The 21,400-nt window shown below is 65.1% G+C and carries 17 protein-coding genes; 4 read left to right on the top strand and 13 right to left on the bottom strand.

What is annotated here, in order from left to right; translation table 11 throughout:
* Positions 1-43: 43 nt before the first annotated feature.
* Entirely contained in the window at positions 44-1,195 is a 1,152-nt protein-coding gene (gene argE / locus HOP58_RS15590) for an acetylornithine deacetylase (RefSeq protein WP_234260821.1), read from the top strand.
* A gap of 24 nt (positions 1,196-1,219) precedes the next feature.
* Here argE and HOP58_RS15595 read toward each other — a convergent pair whose 3' ends face one another.
* The 13 genes from HOP58_RS15595 to HOP58_RS15655 form a co-directional block, all read right to left on the bottom strand.
* On the bottom strand, positions 1,220-2,338 hold the full coding sequence (locus HOP58_RS15595; protein WP_234260822.1) for an alkene reductase: 1,119 nt from the start codon (positions 2,336-2,338) through the stop codon (positions 1,220-1,222).
* A 138-nt stretch (positions 2,339-2,476) separates the two neighbouring features.
* The gene (locus HOP58_RS15600; protein WP_234260823.1) at positions 2,477-3,376 is read right to left on the bottom strand and encodes an SMP-30/gluconolactonase/LRE family protein; all 900 of its coding nucleotides are present in this window, start codon (positions 3,374-3,376) and stop codon (positions 2,477-2,479) included.
* Between the two features lie 38 nt (positions 3,377-3,414).
* Positions 3,415-5,214: an IlvD/Edd family dehydratase gene (locus HOP58_RS15605; RefSeq protein WP_234260824.1), complete on the bottom strand. Its 1,800-nt coding sequence runs from the start codon at positions 5,212-5,214 to the stop codon at positions 3,415-3,417.
* Between the two features lie 73 nt (positions 5,215-5,287).
* A complete protein-coding gene (locus tag HOP58_RS15610; RefSeq protein ID WP_010629406.1) occupies positions 5,288-6,427 on the bottom strand; it encodes an endo-1,4-beta-xylanase in 1,140 nt (379 codons plus the stop codon).
* 48 nt (positions 6,428-6,475) lie between these two features.
* On the bottom strand, positions 6,476-7,882 hold the full coding sequence (locus tag HOP58_RS15615; protein WP_010629407.1) for a sugar porter family MFS transporter: 1,407 nt from the start codon (positions 7,880-7,882) through the stop codon (positions 6,476-6,478).
* A 79-nt stretch (positions 7,883-7,961) separates the two neighbouring features.
* A complete protein-coding gene (locus HOP58_RS15620) occupies positions 7,962-9,284 on the bottom strand; it encodes a maltoporin (protein WP_010629408.1) in 1,323 nt (440 codons plus the stop codon).
* Between the two features lie 113 nt (positions 9,285-9,397).
* Entirely contained in the window at positions 9,398-10,276 is an 879-nt protein-coding gene (locus HOP58_RS15625) for an aldose 1-epimerase (RefSeq protein WP_010629409.1), read from the bottom strand.
* Between the two features lie 19 nt (positions 10,277-10,295).
* Positions 10,296-11,336 carry a sn-glycerol-3-phosphate ABC transporter ATP-binding protein UgpC gene (ugpC, locus tag HOP58_RS15630; RefSeq protein ID WP_010629410.1) on the bottom strand — a complete coding sequence of 347 codons (1,041 nt, stop codon included), beginning with the start codon at positions 11,334-11,336 and terminating at the stop codon, positions 10,296-10,298.
* Positions 11,337-11,387: 51 nt separating this feature from the next.
* Positions 11,388-13,004: a glycoside hydrolase family 43 protein gene (locus HOP58_RS15635; protein ID WP_010629411.1), complete on the bottom strand. Its 1,617-nt coding sequence runs from the start codon at positions 13,002-13,004 to the stop codon at positions 11,388-11,390.
* Between the two features lie 5 nt (positions 13,005-13,009).
* Positions 13,010-13,837, bottom strand: a complete 828-nt coding sequence (locus tag HOP58_RS15640; protein WP_010629412.1) for a carbohydrate ABC transporter permease — start codon at positions 13,835-13,837, stop codon at positions 13,010-13,012.
* A complete protein-coding gene (locus tag HOP58_RS15645) occupies positions 13,834-14,766 on the bottom strand; it encodes a sugar ABC transporter permease (protein WP_010629413.1) in 933 nt (310 codons plus the stop codon). The genes HOP58_RS15640 and HOP58_RS15645 overlap by 4 nt, the downstream gene beginning before the upstream one ends.
* A gap of 89 nt (positions 14,767-14,855) precedes the next feature.
* Positions 14,856-16,178 carry an extracellular solute-binding protein gene (locus HOP58_RS15650; RefSeq protein WP_234260825.1) on the bottom strand — a complete coding sequence of 441 codons (1,323 nt, stop codon included), beginning with the start codon at positions 16,176-16,178 and terminating at the stop codon, positions 14,856-14,858.
* A 40-nt stretch (positions 16,179-16,218) separates the two neighbouring features.
* Positions 16,219-16,989, bottom strand: a complete 771-nt coding sequence (locus tag HOP58_RS15655) for an SDR family oxidoreductase (RefSeq protein WP_010629415.1) — start codon at positions 16,987-16,989, stop codon at positions 16,219-16,221.
* Between the two features lie 291 nt (positions 16,990-17,280).
* Here HOP58_RS15655 and HOP58_RS15660 point away from each other — a divergent pair, with 291 nt between their 5' ends.
* The 3 genes from HOP58_RS15660 to HOP58_RS15670 all read left to right on the top strand — a co-directional run bounded on the left by HOP58_RS15660 (position 17,281) and on the right by HOP58_RS15670 (position 21,382).
* On the top strand, positions 17,281-18,495 hold the full coding sequence (locus HOP58_RS15660) for an ROK family protein (protein WP_010629416.1): 1,215 nt from the start codon (positions 17,281-17,283) through the stop codon (positions 18,493-18,495).
* A gap of 154 nt (positions 18,496-18,649) precedes the next feature.
* Complete coding sequence (locus tag HOP58_RS15665) at positions 18,650-20,227, top strand: aldehyde dehydrogenase (NADP(+)) (protein ID WP_234260826.1); 1,578 nt, start codon at positions 18,650-18,652, stop codon at positions 20,225-20,227.
* A 3-nt stretch (positions 20,228-20,230) separates the two neighbouring features.
* Positions 20,231-21,382 carry a fumarylacetoacetate hydrolase family protein gene (locus HOP58_RS15670; protein WP_234260827.1) on the top strand — a complete coding sequence of 384 codons (1,152 nt, stop codon included), beginning with the start codon at positions 20,231-20,233 and terminating at the stop codon, positions 21,380-21,382.
* Positions 21,383-21,400: the final 18 nt, after the last annotated feature.

Raw genomic sequence — 21,400 nt, forward strand, 5'->3', positions numbered from 1 at the left:
ACTAGCGTGATAGGCTTCAGGCAATACCCTGAAGGAGAGAATCATGACCGCCGCCGAGATGCTCGAACGCCTGGTTGGCTTTGCCACCGTTTCCCGCGATTCCAACCTCGATCTGATCGCCTTCGTCGAGAGCTACCTCGACGAGCACGGGGTCGAGCATTGGCGGGTGGAAAGCGACGACGGCAGGAAGGCCAACCTGCTAGCGCGCATCGGGCCTGACGTACAGGGCGGTGTGGTGCTCTCGGGGCATACCGACGTGGTGCCGGTCGACGGCCAACCCTGGTCCACCGACCCGTTCACTCTGGTCGACAAGGGCGACGGCAAGCTTTACGGACGCGGCACCTGCGACATGAAGGGCTTCATCGCCTGCGCCCTGGCCGAACTGCCCGAGTGGCTGAAGCGCGGCCTGGACAAGCCGATCTACCTGGCGCTCTCCTACGACGAGGAAGTGGGCTGCATCGGCGCGCCGCGCATGATCGAGCGGCTGATGGCCGACCACCCACGCCCGGCCGCAGTGATCGTCGGCGAACCGACCTTGATGCAACCGGTGGTGGCTCACAAGGGCGCCACCAACCTGCGTACCACCGTGACCGGTCGCGCCTCGCACTCCAGCCAGATCGACCAGGGCGTGTCGGCAATCCACGTAGCCGCACGGCTGGTGACGAAGATCGAAGATGTCATGGCCGAGCTGCGCGCCGAGGGGCGCATCGATGAAGCCTTCAACGTCGCCCACTCCAGCCTGCACGTGGGCAAGATCGCCGGCGGTACCGCGATCAACATCATGGCCCGGGAGTGCACCTTCGAGTGGGAGATTCGCCACCTGCCCAGAGACCGCTTCGAGGTGCTGTTCGAACGCGTGAATGCCTATGCCGCCGAACTGGAGGCCGAGATGCAGCGCCGCGCCCCCGAGACGAGCATCGTCACCGAGGCACTCAACCTCACGGTGCCGGCACTGGCCGATGACAACAATGTCGCAGTACTCGACCTGTGCCGCGAGCTGCTCGGCGAACAGCCCAGCGGCGCGGTCGCCTACGCCACCGAGGCCGGCCAGTTCCAGCGCGTGGGGCTGCCCACCGTGATCTGCGGTCCCGGCAGCATTCGCCAGGCCCACCAGCCCGACGAATACATCGAGATCGAACAGCTCGCGGCGGGCACGCGCTTCATGCAGGCGCTGGGGCAGCGGCTCGGCCAGTAGCAACAGAGCCGCCGCCCGCGCTGGCTAGTCCAGGCGGTCGTGGCCGTTATTCAGGAAGGGATAGTCGGTGTAGCCTTTTTCGGCACCGCCGTAGAAGGTGCTCGAATCGGGCTCATTGAGCTTGGCACCCACACGCAGCCGCTCGGGCAGGTCGGGGTTGGCGAGGAAGGAACGGCCGAAAGCCACGGCGTCGGCAGTACCATCTTCCAGGCGCCGGCGTGCACGCTCGCCATCGTAGTTGCCGCAGTAAATCAACGCACCGCGGAAGCGTTGACGCATCCCCTGGCGGAAGCCCTCGGGGAAGGTAATGCTGCCACCGGCCCAGTTGGGTTCGTTGAGATGGATGTAGGCCAAACCACGCTTGGAGAACTGCTCGGCCAGGTAGTAGGCCATCTCCTCGGGCTCGTCGTCGGTAAGGCCGAACAACTCGATGAACGGGGTCAGGCGAACGCCGACTCGTGCAGGGTCGAACACTTCGGCAACCGCATCGATCACCTCCAGCGGGAAACGCGCGCGATTCTCGAGGGAACCACCGTACTGATCGGTACGCCGGTTGGTACCGGTCGCCAGAAACTGGTTGAGCAGGTAGGCGTTGGCAGCGTGCACTTCGACCATGTCGAACCCGGCGCGCTTGGCACGCACGGCGGCCTGGCGGTAGTCCTCGACGATGCCGGGGATCTCATGAGTCTCCAGCGCCCGCGGCGTACTGGTGGGGTGTGGCCCTGCACTGCCGTCCTCGAACTCGACGAAGCACTCGGCGCCTTCTCCCTTTAGGGCGCTGGGCGCTACGGGCGGCTGACCGTCGGGCTGAACCATCTCGTGGGAGACGCGCCCCACATGCCACAGCTGCAGCGCCATACGACCGCCCTTTGCATGCACGGCCTCGACCACGCCCTTCCAGCCGGCTTCCTGCTCGTCGGTCCAGATGCCCGGCGTGTAGACGTAACCGCGAGCGGTGGGGGAAATATTGGTGGCCTCGCTGATGATCAGCCCCGAACCGGCACGCTGGCCGTAGTAGATCTGCTGCAACTTACCGGGCACGCTGTCCGGGGTGCGCGAGCGGGTCAGCGGGGCCATGATCACGCGATTGGGGAGATTCAGGTCACCCAGATGAAGCGGGGTGAATAGCGTGGTTTGCGACATTTGCCGACTCCTTTGGCGAACGAAATTGACCTTCCCTGCCTTTATGAGGACGCTAACGATCTTCTCCAACCCCGCTAATACAAATTGCAACAAAGCGCCGACCAACTCGCACGCGGAGTCATAGCAGCCGGTGAGGGACTAGCCCTTGAAGCCGGGCTCGGCAATCCCCGCCACGCCGGTTCTCATCTGCAGCAAGTTGCCGGCCTGCGGCCAGCGCGCCTTGCCCTCGGCGTCCAGGTGCTGGGTGGCAGTGGTGATGTAAAGCGTGCACAGATCGGCCCCACCGAAGGCCACCATGGTCGGGTGCGGGCACGGCACCGGGTGCTCCGCCACCAGTTCGCCCTCGGGCGAGAAGCGCACGATGCGCCCGCCGTCGTATAGCGCGCTCCAGTAGCAGCCCTCACTGTCCACCGCCGCACCGTCGGGCACGCCGGTCAGTCCCAGCCTTTCCAGGTCGACCCAGGTCTCGCCCTCGCCCAAGGTGCCGCTTTCGACGTCGAAGGGGTAGCGCAGGATTCGCCGGCTCAGCGAGTCGGTGTGGTAGAGCCAGCGCCGGTCGGGGCTGAAGGCCAGGCCGTTGGAGATACCAAGGCCCGTCAGGCGACGGCTGAGTTCACCCTTGTCGAGACAGTAGAGCGCCGCGCTGGGGCTCGACTCGTCGGCATCGATGGTGCCCACCCACAGGCGCCCGGCGGGGTCGCAGCGACCGTCGTTGAAGCGGTTGCCCTGCCCCGCCTGCCGTCGTTCTTTCACCCACTCCGGGTTGTTGGCCAGCCGCTCGGGCTCGCCATTTTCGGGCAGGCGCAGGATGCCCGAGGCCGCAGCGGCCACCAGCCCTGTCTCGTCGAGGGCCACGCAGCCCACCTTCTCGCCCAGCTCGGCGCGCGTCGGCGCCCCACCCTCCTGCGGACGCCAGGCATAGACGTGGCCGTTGTTGATGTCGGTCCAGTAGAGGGTCTGGCGAGCCACCGACCACACCGGGCTCTCGCCCAGGCTCATGTCGAGCTTCACCGCCACTTCGATCACACCGTCTTGCATCGCTCGTCTCCGTTCGCTCGGTGAATTCCCTTTTGGCCTCAATGGTTGTCCCGCGGGGGGGTGCGACGTGCCACGTCACGGTACTTGGTGGCTCCCTCCAGCGTCATGCCGCGATCCAGCGGTTCGACCAAGGTGCGCTGGATCTCCTGCCACGGCGTCTGGTGGCCGGGATAGCGGTAGCCGCCCTGGCTCTGCAGACGCTCGCGGCGCGCCTCGATCTCGGCGTCCTCGACCAGCAGGCGCACTTCGCCGCGATTCAGATCGACGCGCAGGCGATCACCGTCCTCGAGCAGCGCCAGGCCGCCGCCGGTGGCCGCCTCGGGGGCCGCGTTGAGGATCGACGGCGAACCGGAGGTACCCGACTGGCGCCCGTCGCCCAGGCACGGCAGCGACTCGATGCCACGCTTGATCAGCGCTTCGGGGGGCTGCATGTTGACCACCTCGGCGCCGCCGGGGTGGCCCACCGGACCGGCCCCGCGCATCACCAGAATGGTGCGCTCGTCGATGTCCAGGGCCGGGTCGTCGATACGCGCGTGGTAGTCCTCCGAGCCGTCGAACACCACCACCTTGCCCTCGAAGGCGTTGGGATCGTCGGGGTTGGAGAGGAAGCGCGCGCGGAAGTCGGCGGAGATCACGCTGGTCTTCATCAGCGCCGAATCGAACAGGTTGCCCTTGAGGTTGAGGAAGCCGGCATGCTCGACCAGCGGATTGTCGTAGCGGCGGATCACCTCGGGGTCGCGGGTCTCGCAGCCCGCCACGTTGTCGGCCAGCATGCGGCCATTGACGGTAAGGACTTCGCCATGGAGCTTGCCGGCGCCGAGCAGCTCGCTGACCACCGCCGGCACGCCTCCGGCGCGATGGAACTCCTCGGAGAGATAGGCCCCGGCGGGCATCACGTTGGCCAGCAGCGGGATCGCATGGCCCAGCGTCTGCCAGTCATCGTTGGTCAGTTCGATGCCCGAGTGACGGGCAATGGCGTTGATGTGGATCGGTGCGTTGGAGGAGCCGCCCAGCGCCGAGCACACCACGATGGCGTTCTCGAACGCCTGGCGGGTGAGAATGTCGCTGGGGCGCAGGTCCTGCCACACCATGTCGACGATACGCGCGCCGGTGTCGTAGGCCACCATGGCGCGCTCCTTGTAGGGCGCGGGAATCATTGCCGAGCCGGGCAGGCTCATGCCCAGCGCCTCGGCCATGGAGTTCATGGTCGAAGCGGTACCCATGGTGTTGCAGTGCCCCACCGAGGGCGCCGAATCGGTGGCCCGGGCGAGGAACTCGGCGTAATCGATGTCACCCGCCGCGAGACGCTTGCGCAGCTCCCAGATGATGGTACCGGAGCCGACCCGATCAGGACCGCGCCAGCCGTTGAGCATCGGCCCACCAGAAAGCACGATGGCGGGAATGTTGACCGTGGCCGCCGCCATCAGGCTCGCCGGGGTCGTCTTGTCGCAGCCGGTGGTAAGCACCACGCCGTCGAGCGGGTAGCCGTGCAGCACCTCGACCAGGCCCAGGTAGGCCAGGTTGCGATCCAGCGCGGCGGTGGGCCGCCGCGCGTTCTCGTGGATCGGGTGTAGCGGGAACTCGAACGGCACCCCGCCGGCGGCACGAATGCCCTCCTTGACCCGCTTGACCAGCTCGATGTGGTGGCGGTTGCACGGCGTCAGGTCGGAGCCCGACTGGCAGATGCCGATGATCGGCTTGCCGCCGGCGAGCTCCTCCAGCGTGATGCCGTAGTTCATGTAGCGCTCGATGCACAGCGCCGTGGTGCCGGGCGATTCGGGGTTGTCGAACCACCAGCGCGAGCGAAGCTGGTCGGGCGTGATCTTGCGTTGGGTCATGTCAATGATCCTTAAATTGCCGGGCCGCAGCCTGGAACTCGTATGCGTGATGACAACCCTAATGCTTCAGGAATCATCCGCCCAGTGCCGCCACCGCGTGATAGGCGGGCTTGCGCCGCCGCTGGCGGTCGAACAGCAGCGGGTAGTTGGTACGCCCCCGCACCGGGAAGTCGTTCTTCCAGGACTCGGCATCGTAGGTTCCCCAGGTACTGACGCGGTCGATCTTGTCGCGATGGCGCAGAAAGAGCTCGAACATTTCGACATAGCGCTCGGTGAGCCGTGCCTCGACCTCCGCCGGCAAGCCCTCGGTGAAGGGGTCGAGCTCATCGGCATAATCGAAGTCCGTGGCAATATCAGCTCCAGTGTGCTCCCAGGCGACCGGCAGCACATCGACCTCCATCTCGGTGATGTGGATGCGCATGCCCTCAGCCGCATAGGCTTCGATACTGCGCTCGAACTCCACGAGGTCGGGAAAGTCGAGCCCCACATGCCCCTGCAGGCCGACACCCTGTATCGGTACGCCCCGCCGACGATAGTCGCGTAACACCTCGACCAGGAACTCGCGTTTCCCCGGATCGTGCATGTTGTAATCGTTGTAGAGCAATTGCGCCCTGGGGTCGATCTCGTGCGCCAGGTGAAAGGCCCTTTCCATGTAGTCAGCGCCGCCGAAGATCTCAAACCAGGGGCTGCGCCGCCAGCCCCGATCCTCATCGATCGCCTCGTTGACCACGTCCCAGATAGGCACCTGGCCCCGGTAACGCTCCATCAGGGTAGCGATATGGGTCTCCATACGGCGCTCGAGCTCGGCACGCGACACCTGCCGTCCATCGGTATGGACGAACAGATCGTCAGGCGTCTGGGAGTGCCACACCAGAGCATGGCCGACCAGCGTCATGTCCTGCTCACGCCCGAACGCCACGAAGCGGTCGGCCAGTTCCCAGTCCCATTCGCCCTGGGCTGGCTGGATCTCACCGGACTTCATGCAGTTCTCGGCGGTGATGGCATTGAACTCATGGGCGATGATGTCGAGCAACGTCTGATCGCGGGTGGCCAGCGTGCGGTTGCTGATGGCCGTGCCGATCAAGAAGTCATCCTGGAATACCTGCTTGAGCCCGGTCGTCTCGAGTGCACGCGCCATGGCCACTCCCTTGAGTTGGGCAAGACCGGCCAGGGCGACGCTGCTCTGCAGAAACCGACGTCGTGAAAGCGACATAATATTGCTCCTTTTTATTCGTCGTCATTCAGCGAGCGTTTGCCCCGCTCACTCGTAAGCCATCTCTTCGAGCTCCTTGCCCCGCGTCTCCTTGACCAGGCGCAACACGAAGAACACCGATATCACCGCGCACAGGGCGTAGAAGCCGTAGGCACCGGCCAGGCCGATCGTGGCCAGCATGATGGGAAAGGTCATGGTGATGCCGAAGTTGGCCAGCCACTGGAACAGCCCGGCGATGGCCAGGCCCGAGCCGCGCATCTGGTTAGGGAACATCTCGCCGAGCATCACCCACATCACCGGGCCCCAGGAGACGTTGAAGAAGAACACGTAGGCATTGGCCGCCAGCAGGGCGAACACACCCATGTCGTCGCCGAGGCGCAGGCGGCCATCGACCAGGGTCGCCGTGGAGAAGGCGAAGGCCATGCAGGCCAGGGTCAGGGCCATGCCCACCGAGCCCGCCCACAGCAGCGGCTTGCGCCCGATCTTGTCGATCAGGGCGATGGCGAGCAGGCAGGCGCCAATGCTTACCGCTCCCGAGATGACGTTGATCAGCAGCGCATCGGCCTCGGAGAAGCCCACCGACTGCCACAACACGGCGCCGTAGTAGAACACCACGTTGATGCCCACCAGCTGCTGGAACACGGCCAGCCCGATGCCCACCCAGACGATGCCGTGCACCTTGCCGGTGGTACGGTCGAGTACGTCGCGCAGACGCGGCTTGTGATCGCGAGCCAGGGTCGCATCGATCTCCGCCATCTTGGCGCTCACCTCGCCCTCGGGCATCACCAGGCCCAGCACGCGGCGCGCCTCACCCTGTTTACCGCTGCTGATCAGGTAGCGCGGGCTCTCGGGAATGAACAGCAGCGCCAGCAGGAACACCGCCGCCGGCAGCAGCTCGATCCAGAACATCCAGCGCCAGGTGGCGAAGCCCAGCCACAGCTCGGCCATGGCCGAGCCCGATACATGGGCCAGCACGTAGTTGCTGAGAAAGGCCACGAACAGCCCCGAGATGATCGCTACCTGCTGGATGGTAGCGAGCCGCCCGCGATAGGCGGCAGGCGCCACTTCGCTGATATAGGCCGGGGTCATCACGCTGGCCGCCCCTACCGCCATACCGCCCAGGACCCGATAGAAGACGAACTCCATGGAGCTTCCGGCAACGCCCGAGCCCCAGGCGCTGACGAGGAAGAACACCGCTGCCACGATCAGCAGCGTGCGGCGACCGAAGCGATCCGCCAGGCGTCCGGCAAAGAAGGCACCCACGGCACAGCCGAGCAGCATCGAAGCGACGTTGAAGCCGGTGCCCACACTGTCGGAACCGAAGGCGGCCTGCAGGCCGTCGACCGTGCCGTTGATGACGCCACTGTCGAAGCCGAACAAGAAGCCGCCGATGGCAGCGATACAGCAGATCATGAAGATATAGGCCGAGCGGCTCATTACCTTGCGTTCCTGCATCACACGTACTCCGCAAAAAGGGCGCCCGTGCGGGCGCCAAGGGGAGGAAACCCCGCGATGAAGGGTGTCCTGGTGCGCGTTACCACCACACGTCCATCTGGAGGCCAAAGGTCACACCGTCGCTGTCGTCGATGTTGATGGCGTCGCCCGCCGCGCCCGCATCGATGGAGCGGCTGGTACGATCCGCCAGGAAAGCGTCGCCGTTCCAGTCTGCATAGGTGACGAAAGCGCGAATCACCGGTCGCGCGAAACCACCCACGCCTGCCGACCACTGCTGCGCCAGGGTGGCCTTGGTCAAGCGGCGGCTGGGATCGCCGTTCTCGGGATCGACGTAGTCATGGCCTATCTCCACAGCCGTGCTGAGATTGCCGGTCCAGTAGTAGGTCGGACGAACGCCGACCGACATCCAGGTGGCCCCGGAGTCGTCGTCGAAACGCTTCTCCTCATAGATGGCGGCATACAGCAAGTCGAACCTGTCGGGCGCGAGCCAGACGTTGCCGTGATTGATCACGCGCCACATCTCGCCACCGGGCACGTCCGGAGAGACCCCGGCATTCATGCGCCCCTGGCCGGTGCCAGCGTTGATGATGCCGTCGGTGGCATACTGCAGCGCCAGCTTGTTGGTGCCGCCGAACCAATTGCTCTGCTCATGCTGCAGGGTCACCATGTGGCCCCGCTTGGCCTCGCTGCCCTGGTAATACGCCTCCTGGGCTTCGCTGAGCTGGGCGCGACCGTAGTTGTAGCCCAGCACCAGGCTGCCGCCGGGATTGACGGGAATGTCCGACCAGCGGATGTCCAGGGTGTCGTTGGAGATACGGTTGTCGGCATCGGGATATTCCGTGTCGTCGGTGCCGGTGGCGCGCATCCACGCCAAATGCAGCCTGCCGGTACCCACGTCGATGTTCTCGATACCGCCACCGGGGCCGGTGGAGTCCCAGTAGAAGAAGTCGTTGATGTGTATGTCGTGGCGGCGGTAGAAGCGCTTACCCGCCCACAGGGTGGCGCCGGGCAAGGCGTCGACCACGTTGTTGCCCTGCACGTACAGCTGCCGGAGGGAGACCTCGGTATCCTCGGAGTCGTTCAGCTGATTCGTGAAGTACCCCACCATGCTGTTGAAATAGAACGACCTGTCGCCCTCTTCGAACAGAGTGGCACCCAGGCCCAGCTCGGCATAGGTCTCACACTCGTTGCCCAGGCGATACTTGGCTCCCGCGCCGCTGGCTCGAAAGCAGGCCTGGTCGCCGCCGCCTGCGGTGTTGCCGACGCCGGACCGAGCATAGCCGGTGAAATCAATGCCTGAGATAAAGTCTTCCTGAGCCTGGGCGGTGCCTAAAGCAAGGCAGCCAAGCCCGATTAGCCCCAGACGGGCCAGGGAGTATGCTGAGTGTCGTGGCGTTTTCATTGTTGTGCTCCTCGAGAATGATTGCATCGGTATGGCTTGTTATTGGTAATTTCTTTGAACTAAGTGGTCGGAATGTGACGGTAGATAGCTCCTTGATATCGATAGGGGTGGATTTAGCTGGCGCGGCAGCGGAAACGGCAGCGCATCGAAAGAGACTCCCCGGTGCACAGCTCAACTATCCCTTGGCGCTGCGGATCGCTACGGCGGTGCGCGTCAACCTCGTGGGAAACCGGCTCGAAGCAGAAGAAATCCGCCTGCTCGCCCGGCGAGAACACCAGGTAGCGCGAGGTATCGGCACACACCTCGAGCGTCACGCCGCGCTCGGGCCAATGCAGCTCGGCACGGCCATTCCAACCGGTGAAGAGGTTGTCGATCCTGCCGCTCGGCAGCCTCTTGCCTCGCGAGAAATTCCAGCTCTCGATCGCTTCGAGCCGGTGCCACTCGGTGGGTAACTGGTCGGCGTCGACCTCCCACACGCCCTCGGCGATAGCCTCGAGACGTACCTCGGCGCTGCGCGGGAACCAGGGATGCAGGCCCAGGCCATAGGGAGCCGGTGTTTCTCCCAGATGGGTCACGGCGAGGGTCACCTCGAGGGTGTCATCCACCAGGCGATAAGTGAGCTCCGCCCGGTAATCGAACGGCGGCTGCTCATACGAGCGCAGCGTCAGGCGCAGTTCGTGCTGTGCTTGCCACTCCACCCGCCATGCCCTCTGCCAGCCGTCGCCGTGGATCGGCAGGGATTCACCTTCCAGATTGGCCGCTAGCGGGTAGTAGTGACCCTGCCAGGTGAAGCCGCCCCCGCCGATACGGTTGGACCACGGCACCAGCGGATACATGGCCAGCCGGTTGGGGTCGCGCTCGGTGTCGCTGCCCGGGCGCATCAGCGGCTCGGGGCCGTGCTCGGTGAGCCTGTCGTAGCGCACCACGGAGCCGCCGACCAGCGGGTTGACCACCAGCCGCAGCCTGCCGTTGTCGAGAGTGATCGTCGTCATTGCACTACTCTCTCCCGGCTCAAGCCATGCTGGCCCGAGGCCTGGCCAGGGCCTCGTCCGGCAGTCGTCGCCCATCGAGGCCAAAAGCGTGCAGCAGCTCGTAACGCGGCGTCAGGTAGAGAATGTCACCGCTGCGCACCTCGGCATCGCCGGGTAGACGTACGGTGAGCGGGCCGGTGGCATCGCTGTCGACATAGGCAAAGGCGTCGGCACCGAGCATCTCGACCACCCTCACCCTGGTGCGCCACTCCCCCGCTTCGCGGCTCACCTCGAGGTGTTCCGGGCGAATGCCCAGCGTGGTGGCGCCATGGGCCTTGGCCACGTCGCCTTCGATCAGATTCATCTTCGGCGAGCCGATGAAGCCGGCCACGAACAGCGTCTCGGGCCGCTGGTAGAGATTCATCGGCGTGCCGACCTGTTCGATCTGCCCGGCGTTCATCACCACGATGCAGTCGGCCAGGGTCATCGCCTCGACCTGATCGTGGGTGACGTAGATCATGGTAGCGTCGAGCCGCTGGTGCAGCTCGGCCAGCTCCACGCGCATGCGATTGCGCAGCGCCGCATCGAGGTTGGAGAGCGGTTCGTCGAACAGGAATACCCCGGGGTTGCGCACGATGGCGCGACCAATGGCCACGCGCTGGCGCTGGCCGCCGGAGAGCTCGGCCGGCTTGCGCTCGAGCAGCTCTTCCAGGTTGAGCAGACGCGCCGCTTCGGCCACCTTTGCCTTGCGCTCCTCGGCGGGCACCTTGGCCAGGCGCATGCCGAAGTCGATGTTGCGCGCCACCGTCATGTGCGGATAGAGCGCATAGGACTGGAACACCATGGCGATGTTGCGCTCGCTGGGCTCGGCGGTGGTGACATCGCGCCCGCCGATGGAAATCGCGCCGCGGGTCACCGTTTCGAGCCCGGCGATCATGCGCAGCAGGGTCGACTTGCCGCAGCCGGAGGGACCCACCAGCACGGTGAAGGAGCCGTCCTCGATGCGCAGGTTGAGGTTGGGGATCACCGTGGTCTTGCCACGGAAGGTCTTCTCGATGTCGACCAATGTTACGTCAGCCATAGCGTGCTCTCATCTTGGCGCCTGTTGTGTTTGGTTATGGCGTAATCAGGTTCAACGGGTGTTGCGGCGATAGCGGAACCCGGCGAAGTCGGCCGGCGTGGCGCGTCCGCTGATATCGTGCGCCGCCATACCCAGGAAGTTGCCGGTGAAGTAGCCGTGGGCGCGGCCGCTGCCTTCGTCGGAGAGCAAACCGGCGTCCAGCACCGGGCCGATCGGTCGCCACTCGGCGCTGCCCTGGGCGAAGCGGAACTGCAGCTCGCGCTCGCGAATGTCGAGGCCGAGGCGCACCGGCAGGCCGGGCTCGAGCACTAGGCCGGGCTCGGCGATGTCGAGCTGCCCGCTGGGCCACTCGTCGTGGCAGCTCATCACGCTGAGCACCTTGTCACCCTCGTCGTTCAGGCTCACCGCGAGATAGTGGAACTTGAAGCGGTTGTAGTAGGCGATCAGCCCGGCGAACTGCTGGATGTCGTCGGGCTCGAACTCAAGCTCGGTCTCGGCGCTGCAGTGCCAGCCGTCCTGGCGCCTTGCCACCAGCGCCTGCTCGAACCAGGAGCCCACCGATTCGCGGCCGAACAGGCGCAGGTAGCCGGGCCGCGCGTCGAGCGAGAAGAGCCGCTCGGGCTCGGGTGTACGCAGCCACTGGAACGCCGCCGGCAGCTCACCGGACGCGAAGGTGTAGCGCTCCTCCTCGGCCGGGGCCTGCTGCGTCACACCATTCTTGTCACCAGAGATGGCCACCTCCAGCGCCGGGACGTTGCCACCATGAGCCAGGCGCAGCCAGCCGTCCTCTCCCCACTCGACCTTCTGGATCGCCGTCTCGCGCCCCAGCGGCGAACGCCGCGTGCCGGGCAGCGGGCGGCTGCACAGATGCACCATCCAGGTCTCGCCGGCTGGCGTTTCCACCAGATCGGCGTGGCCGGCGCGCTGCAGCGGATTGTCTGGATCCTGGCGTGTGGTCAGCACCGGATTGTCCGGGTGTACCTCATAGGGGCCGGCGATCTCTCGCGAGCGCGCCATGGTCACGGCGTGGTCGTAGCCGGTACCACCCTCGGCCACCAGCAGGTGGTACCAGCCGTCGCGGCGATAGAGGTGCGGCCCCTCGGTGAGCTTCATGCCGGTGCCAGCAAAGATGTTGCGGATCGGACCGACCAACTGCCTACGCTCGACGTCGTACTCCTGTAGCAGGATGCCGCCGAAACGGTCGCCGCCCTCGCGCTGACGATAGTCCCACTTGAGGTTGACCAGCCACTTGCGGCCGTCGTCGTCGTGGAACAGCGAGGGGTCGAAGCCGCTGGAGTTGAGATATACCGGGTCGCTCCAGGGCCCCTCGATGGCGGGCGCGGTGACCAGGTAGTTGTGGCCGTCCTTGAAGTTGCCCTCGTAGCGCTTCATGTCGGTGTAGATCAGCCAGAACAGGCCGTCGGCATGGGACAGGCAAGGCGCCCAAATGCCGCAGGAATCGGGATTGCCGCGCATGTCGAGCTGGGCGGCCCGGGCCAACGGCCGGCTCACCAACCGCCAGTTGGCCATATCTCGCGAATGGTGGATCTGCACCCCCGGGTACCACTCGAAGGTGGAGGTGGCAATGTAGTAGTCCTCGCCCACCCGGCAGATCGAGGGATCGGGGTTGAAGCCAGGAAGAATCGGATTGCGGATGGTATCGGTCATCGGTGTCATCCCTTGACGGAGCCGCCGGTCAGCCCGGCCACGATGTATTTCTGCGCGGCGAGGAAGAAAATCACCGCCGGCGTGATGGTCAGCGTCACGAACGCCAGGATCATGTTCCACTGGGTCAGGTACTCGCCCTGGAACTGCATCATGCCCAGCGGCCAGGTGTAGATGGAGCGGTCGTTGAGCACCACCAGCGGCAGCAGGAAGTTGTTCCAGCTCTGCACGAAGACGAACACCCCCACGGTGGCCAGGATCGGCGTCGACAGCGGCAGGGTGAACGACCAGAAGAAGCGCAGGTAGCTGCAGCCGTCGACGTAGGCGGCCTCGAACAGCTCCTTGGGCAGCTGATCGAAGAACGCCTTGAACAGCAGGATCGCCAGCGACAGTCCGAAGGCGGTCTGCGGCAGGATCACCGCCCAGTAGGTATCCAGCAGACCCAGGTCGCGCACCTTGATGAACAACGGCAGAATCGCCGCGGCGAAGGGGAACATCAGTCCCAGCAGCAGATAGGAGTGGATCATCCGCGAGCCGAAGAAGCGGATCTGCGAGAACACGTAGGCCGCCGCCGCACCCACCACCAGGGTCAGCAGCACCGTCATCGACGAGATGAAGAACGAGTTGCCCATGTAGCGCCAGAAGTTGCCGTCGAGGAAGATCGCGACGTAGTTCTGCGGATTCCAGGCGTCAGGCAGCCACAGCGGATTGGTGCGCAGCTCGGCGTTGGTCTTGAAGCCACCGAAGAAGGACGCCAGCAGCGGGCCGATGACCAGGCTGGCCACCAGGATCAATACGATCACGCGCAGGGTGTTGCGGAAAGTCGCGCTGTTCATGGGCGCTCCTCCTTCGCCGTGGCGCGCTGGTAGAACAGCGCAATGCCGATGGCGAGCACGAACAACACCACGGCGGCGGCACTACCGAAGCCGATGTTGAGCCGAGACAGGCCGAAGGTGTAGAGATAGGTGACGATGGTATGGGTCGAGTTGGATGGCCCGCCGTTGGTCATCGGGATGATGATGTCGAAGATCTGCAGCGAACCGATGATGGCGAAGAAGCCGCTCACCACGATGGCGTGCTTGATCATGGGAATCTGTACGAACAGTGCCACCTGGCGCGGCTTGGCCCCCTCGAGCTTGGCCGCCTCGATCAGGTCCTTGGGCACGCTCTGCAGCGCGGCGATATAGATCATCATGTGGAAGCCGAAGTACTTCCACACGATGACCGTCATGATCGCCGGAAAAGCCCACTGACGGTCGGCCAGCACATAGACCGACTCCTGCCCCAGGGTCTGGAACATGAGGGCGGTGATGCCGTAGTCGCCGTCGAAGACGAAGCTCCAGATCAACCCGGCGGCCACTTCGGCAAGAATGTAGGGTAGGAAGAACACCAGCCGGAATAACGTGTTGGTCGGTGTCTTGCGATACACCAGCAGCGCCAGGCCAAGCGCCAGCGGCATCTGGATGATCAAGGAGACGAGGATCAGCTTGGCGGTATTCCATAGCGCAGTGTGGAACACCGAGTGGTCGAGCAGGCGCTCGTAGTTCTGGGTGCCGACGAAGTTGGTCGGCGTGCCGTAGCCGTTCCAGGAGAAGGCGCTGTAATAGGCCGCGTCGGCCAGCGGCAGGATGACGAACAACGAGAACAGGATCAGCGCCGGCGGCAGCAGGATCAGCACGGCGGTGAACTTGCCGTTGGCCAGCCCCTGCCGCAGACGATCGGCGTTGCTTCTCCTGTGCACGGCAGGTCGGGTCAGGGTACTCATGACGGATTCCCTTCGGAGAACGGGGCCCGGCGCGGCGTGAGCGCGGCACCGGGCATGCTCAGAGATCGTGGATGCGTCCGACGAACGGCTCAGCGGAACATCCAGGCCTCTTCGACCTGGGCAGCCGCCTCCTCGGGCGTGATCTCGCCCAGAGCCAGGTCGCCGCTGATATCGTTCACCGTGGCGCCGACGGAAGTGCCCAGCGCCTGGTCGAGGAACACCTGGTGGAAGTTCGACTCGCTGAGGATCTGCGCCACCTTGCGCGCATAGGGCGTGTCGAGCTCCTCCTCGGAGCCGTGCGCCACCGGCACGAAGATGCCGAGCCGCGCCGCCTCGCGCTGGTTCTCCTCGTTGAGCAGGAAGCGCAGGAAGTCCACCGCCTCGTCGGAGGCATCGCGGGTCACGGCAAAGCCGTTCATGCCGCCGAAGCTGTCATCGTTGCCGGCACCATCGTCCACTCGGGGAAAACGAATGAACTCGAGATCCTCGTCGGGCACGCCCTCGCCCGTCATCGAGCGCTCCTTGGAGGGAATGTAGTCCCAGTCGCCCATCAGGTGCAGGGCCGCCTCACCATCGCCGAACATGGCGCTGGCGCGCTCGTAGGAGGTCGCCATGAAACCCGACTGAAAGGGATTGAGCTCGACGAAGGACTGCAGCAGTTCGCCGGCGCGCACGAAGGGCTCACCCTCGAAGCCGCCGTTCTCGCCCTCACTGGCCGCCTCGATGCCCTCGCCGCCGGCCAGGCGCGTAGCCAGGTAACCCCAGTAGAAGTGCATCGGCCAGCCATCCTGGCCACCCACCACTGCAGGGGTGATGCCGCTTTCGCGCAGGGCGACCACCGCCTCCTGCAGGTCCTCCCAGGTCTCGATGGCTTCGATGTCGACGCCGGCCTGTTCGGTCAGTGCGGTGTTGGCCCAGAAGCCCACCACGGTAGCGTAGAGCGGCGCACCGTAGACCCGATCGTCCAGCGTGAAGGCGCGTACGGCCGACTCGGGATATAGATCCTGCCAACCGTCCTGCATCTCCTCGGTGAGGTCGCGCACGAAGCCGGCCTCGACCTGATCGCGCAGCCCCTCGCCACCCCAGCTGTAGAAAATGTCGGGGCGCTGGTTGGACTGCAGAAGTGTCGGTAGGCGCGTCTTGTAGGCCTCGTTGGCGATGTACTCGAAAACCACGTTGACGCCCGGATTCTGTGCCTCGTACTCGGCAATGATGTTGTCGTAATAGCGTTTTTCGACGTCACTGATCTCGACTCTCAGCACGCGTACGGTGGTATCGGCTGCCGCAGCGAATGCAGCCAGACCCGAAGTGAGCGCAACGGCAGCGGCCAGCCAGCGCTTACCGCGCATCGACTGTGCCGAGCGTTGTCCTGAAATGTGCATGGCGAGCTCCTTGTCTTGTTGTAAGCGCATGTTGCACCTCTTGTTTTGAGAAAATCATTGCAATGAAAAATCAGCCCCAGCCGCCATCCACGGCTATCTCCTGGCCCGTTATCGCGACGCTATCGGCGCTGGCCAGGAACAGGACGGTAGGGGCGATGTGCCTGGGCTCGAGCCGTAGCTTCAAGCACTGATGGGCCTGGATCGATGCCTCCTCTTCGGGGCCGATCCACTTCTGCAGCTGACGCTCGGTCAGGATCGAGCCGGGCACCAGCGTGTTGACGCGGATACCGTAGCGTCCCAGGTCGCGCGCCAGGCTGCGGGTCAGGCCATGCACCGCCGCCTTGGCGGTGACGTAGGTCGACAGCTCGGGGATGGCCATCTGTACGCTGATCGAGCCGAAGTTGATGATCGCGCCGCCGCCGGCCTCGATCATCTGGTGCGCCGCTGCCTGGGCGGCAAAGAACATCGGCCGCAGATTGAGCGACATGCGCTCGTCCCAATAGGCAACGTCGACCTCTTGCCAGGTATGGCGATCGTCGTTGGCAGCGTTGTTGACCAGGGTATGGATGGGCCCAAGCTCGCGACCGACCTCGGCAATGGCCGTTTGCAGGGCCGCGACGTCACGTATGTCGCAGTGACGATAGTGCGGCGCCTGGCCGGTCTCTGCCTTGAGCCGCTCCACCAGCGCCTGGCTGGCGGCATCATCGATATCGACGAAAGCAACACGAGCCCCCTGTCGGTGAAAGGCCCGGGTCAGCTCTGCGCCAATGCCGCTACCGCCGCCAGTAATGAAAACCACCCGCTGTTCGAGGCTGGGGTAACGCGCCGCGTCGTTGCTCATGCTCTCTCCACTTAGTTTTTTCTATTTACTAAGCGGAGAGTGGACACCCTAGGCTGGATCAGCAATGCGACGTTAGTCGACAATCGGTGTTTATTTATCTAAATCAGATAGATTGCCGCAGAATGCGGTATTGGATAGCCCTTGCCGAGCATGGCCGATGCATTTCAATTCGTTTATTCTTGGAACCAACCAGCCTATCGCATCGCACCAAGACGCACATCGGTACACTACGCATGGGCTTCGCTTCATCCGCTTTTCCGCTGCGCGCGGACCGCAGGGCCTCCTTACTCTATGTCTACCAGCAATCAGCAGCACAAGGCGGGCGATCTCCACTTCCTCAAGCGGCTCAACCGCAGCGCCATTCTCGAACTCGTGCGTCGTACCCCCGGCCTCACTCGTGCCGACATCGCCACCCAGGCGCAGTTGACCAAGGCCACCGTGGGCGCCGGCGTGCAATCCTTGCTGAATCAAGGTTGGTTGCGGGAAGGGGAACTGCAGAAGAGCAGCGGCGGTCGCCCGGGTCGTGCCCTGCACCTCAACGAAGAGCAGCACGTCCTGCTCGGCGCAGAGGTTGGCGTACATGGTCTACGTCTGGTGGCCTGTACGCTGGCGGGCCAGGTGCTGGTTTCACACCACGAGCACCTCGTTCCCACCACGCCCGAAGTCACTGCCGAGCTGCTTGGGGAGCTGTTGCACGCGCTGATGCAAGACGCCCGGATCAAGAATCGCCGTTGTCTGGGCCTCGGCATTGCCCTGCCCGGCCCTATCGCACCCAACAAGCCGGTACTGCGGCTCGCTCCCAACCTGGGCTGGCGAGACGTGCGTTTCCTCGAGCTGCTTCGTCCCCACCTGCCCCACCTGGAGGGCACCTGGCTGATGGACAACGAAGCGAAGTCGGCCGCCTTCGGCGAACTCTACTTCCGTACCGGCAACATTCCCGAGTCGCTGGTTTACGTCAGCGCCGGCACCGGCATCGGCAGCGGCATGGTGGAAGGCAGCCATCTACCGCTGGTCACTCGCGGCATCCAGGGTCTGGCCGGCGAGATCGGCCATACCGTCCTGCAACCTGGGGGGCTCTATTGCCACTGTGGCAATCGCGGCTGTGCCGAAACCCTGGTCAGTGGCTGGTCGATCCGCGCCGCCCTGGGTATTGCGGAAGAGGAAGACCTGATCGAGAGCTTGCTGCCAAGGCTGGATGAGCCCGACGTGCAGGTCACGCTGCGCCGAGCAGGCGAAGCGTTGGGGGTCCTGCTGCTCAACCTCCACCACACTCAGAACCCCTCCGAAATCGTGCTGGGCGGTTCCCTCACCCAGTTGGGTGCGCCTCTGCTCGGCCCTGCCCTCGACTTCTTCAAGGCCAACCAGAACCGACTGCTCGGCACCACTCAGCAGGTACCGCTGCGGGTAGTCAAGGACTCCACCTTCATCGCCGCCAGAGGCGCCGCCGCCCAGGTTCTGGCCAGTATCATTCATGGTCCAAGCGATCTGGGCGACACCTTTTTCTGATTCACCCACCAGCGCTTGCGACCAAAGTCGATGCCAACAACTAAGTTAAAAGATTGAACTTAGTCGCTTCATCACCCACGATGAAACTGGACACACCTAGCCGTGCATCCGTCGGACCGAATCCATCATCGATGACAACCGCAGGAGCCCAATCATGTCCCTGGAAGGCAAGATGCTGATCGGCCGTGAAGCCGTCAGCGGCAGTTCCACGCCCATTCACGCCGTCGACCCCGCCACCGGCGAGCGGCTGGCGCCCGCCTACGCCGGTGGCACCCACGCCGAGGTGGCGCGCGCCTGCGAACTCGCCGAGGCGGCGTTCGGTGTCTATCGCGAGACGACCCTCGAAGCACGCGCCGCCTTTCTCGAAAGCGTGGCCGGCGAGATCGAGGCCATCGGCGACGAGCTGATCGAGCGCGCCATGGCCGAGACCGGCCTGCCCCGCGCCCGCCTCGAGGGCGAGCGCGGCCGTACCTGCGGCCAGCTGCGCCTGTTCGCCTCGGTGGTACGCGCCGGCGAGTGGCTCGACCTGCGTCTCGATCCGGCGCTGCCCGAGCGTCAGCCGCTGCCCCGTGCCGACCTGCGCCAGCGCCACATTCCGCTGGGCCCGGTGGCCGTGTTCGGCGCCTCCAACTTCCCGCTGGCCTTCTCCGTGGCCGGCGGCGACACCGCCTCGGCGCTGGCCGCCGGCTGTCCGGTGATCGTCAAGGCGCACTCCGCCCACCCCGGCACCTCGGAGCTAGTGGGCCGTGCGGTGCAGCGAGCGGTGGAGAAGAGCGGCCTGCCCGAAGGGGTGTTCTCGCTGCTGTTCGGCTCCGGCCGTGAGGTGGGCCAGGCACTGGTGGCCGACCCGCGCATTCAAGCCGTCGGCTTCACCGGCTCCCGCAGTGGCGGCACCGCGCTGATGAGAACCGCCCAGGACCGTTCCCAGCCGATCCCGGTCTACGCCGAGATGAGCTCGATCAACCCGGTGTTCCTGCTGCCCGAGGCGCTCAAGGCGCGCGGCGCCCAGCTCGCCGAGGGCTTCGTCGCCTCGCTCAACATGGGCGCCGGGCAGTTCTGCACCAACCCCGGGCTGGTGATCGGCGTGAAGGGCGCCGAGCTTTCCGCCTTCGTTGAGGCCGCAGGCGCCGCCGTTAAGCAGAGCGCCGGTCAGACCATGCTCACCCCGGGCATTCACAGCGCCTACGAGCAGGGCGTGGACCGGCTCGCCTCCAACGGCAAGGTACGCGAAGCGGCCCGCGGCCAGGCCGGCGAGACCGCCCATGCCTGTCAGGCCGGGCTGTATGTCACCACGGCGGCTGACTTCCTCGCCGAGCCTGAGCTGCAGGAAGAGGTATTCGGTGCCACCTCGCTGGTGATCGAGTGCGCCGCCCTGGAAGAAGTGAAGCGCGTCGCGGCCCACCTGGAAGGTCAGCTCACTGCCACCCTGCAGATGGACGACGGCGATCTCGACGCGGCGAAACAGCTGCTGCCGATCCTCGAACGCAAGGCGGGGCGGATACTCGCCAACGGCTGGCCTACCGGGGTCGAGGTGTGTCACGCCATGGTTCATGGCGGCCCCTTCCCGGCCACCTCCGACTCACGCACCACCTCGGTAGGCAGCGCGGCGATCTTCCGCTTCCTGCGCCCGGTGTGCTACCAGGCGTTGCCGCAGGGACTCTTGCCCGAACCGCTGCGCGACGGCAACCCCTGGGGGGTGTCACGCCTGGTGGATGGCAAACGCGAGGCATGAGACGTGAACGACAACAAGACGACTGCTTATCTTCCCGAGGATGTTGATCAGGCTCTGCTGGTGGGACGCGTCTGGCGTGAGGATGGCCCGGCCCTGGTGGTCATTCGCCAGGGCGAGGTGATCGATATCACCTCCCACTGCGACTGCATGGCCGACCTGCTCGACCGTGACGATGTCGCCGATTTCGCACGTAGTGCAAAAGGCGAATCGCTGGGCTCAGTCACTGCGCTGCTGCAGAACTCCCTGGCCGAACCGCAGGTCGCCCCTTACCTGCTCGCCCCCTGCGACGTGCAGGCGATCAAGGCCTGCGGCGTGACCTTCGCCGTGAGCCTGCTGGAGCGGGTGATCGAGGAGCAGGCCGGCGGCGACGCCGCCAAGGCCAGCCAGTTGCGCGCCGAGCTCAAGGAGATGATCGGCCAGGACCTGTCGCGCATCGCGCCGGGCTCCGACGAGGCCATGTCACTCAAGGCGGCACTGCAGGCCCGTGGCGCCTGGTCTCAGTACATGGAGGTGGGCCTCGGGCCCGACGCCGAGGTGTTCACCAAGGCGCAGCCGTTCTCATCGGTGGGCTTTGGCGCCCGCGTGGGTCTGCATCCGGCATCAAAGTGGAACAATCCCGAGCCGGAGATCGTGCTGGCGGTGGACGCCAAGGGCGAGCCCAAGGGCGCCACCCTGGGCAACGACGTCAACCTGCGCGACATCGAGGGCCGCAGCGCCCTGCTGCTGGGCAAGGCCAAGGACAACAACGCCTCCTGCGCCATCGGCCCGTTCATCCGCCTGTTCGACCGGGACTTTACCCTCGGCAGCGTGCGCCAGGCTCGGGTGACGCTGCGCATCGAGGGCGAGGACGACGACTTCCTGCTCGAAGGCGAGAGCGACATGCGCGAGATCAGCCGCGACCCGCTGGATCTGGTGCGCCAGACCGTCGGCGCCCATCACCAGTATCCGGATGGCTTCATGCTGTTCCTCGGCACCATGTTCTCACCGATCCAGGATCGCGACGGCGAGGGCCAGGGCTTCACCCATCACGTCGGCGACAGAGTAACCATCGCCACTCCGGCGCTGGGTGCGCTGGTCAATCGAGTCGATCGCTCCGACAAGCTGCCGCCCTGGACCTTTGGCATACGCCAGTGGATGGCCCACCGTCGTCGCTAGGTGGCGCTGCTCAATAGG

Origin of the sequence: Halomonas sp. MCCC 1A11062, from assembly GCF_021404355.1 — a bacterium.
Classification (GTDB): domain Bacteria; phylum Pseudomonadota; class Gammaproteobacteria; order Pseudomonadales; family Halomonadaceae; genus Halomonas; species Halomonas aerodenitrificans.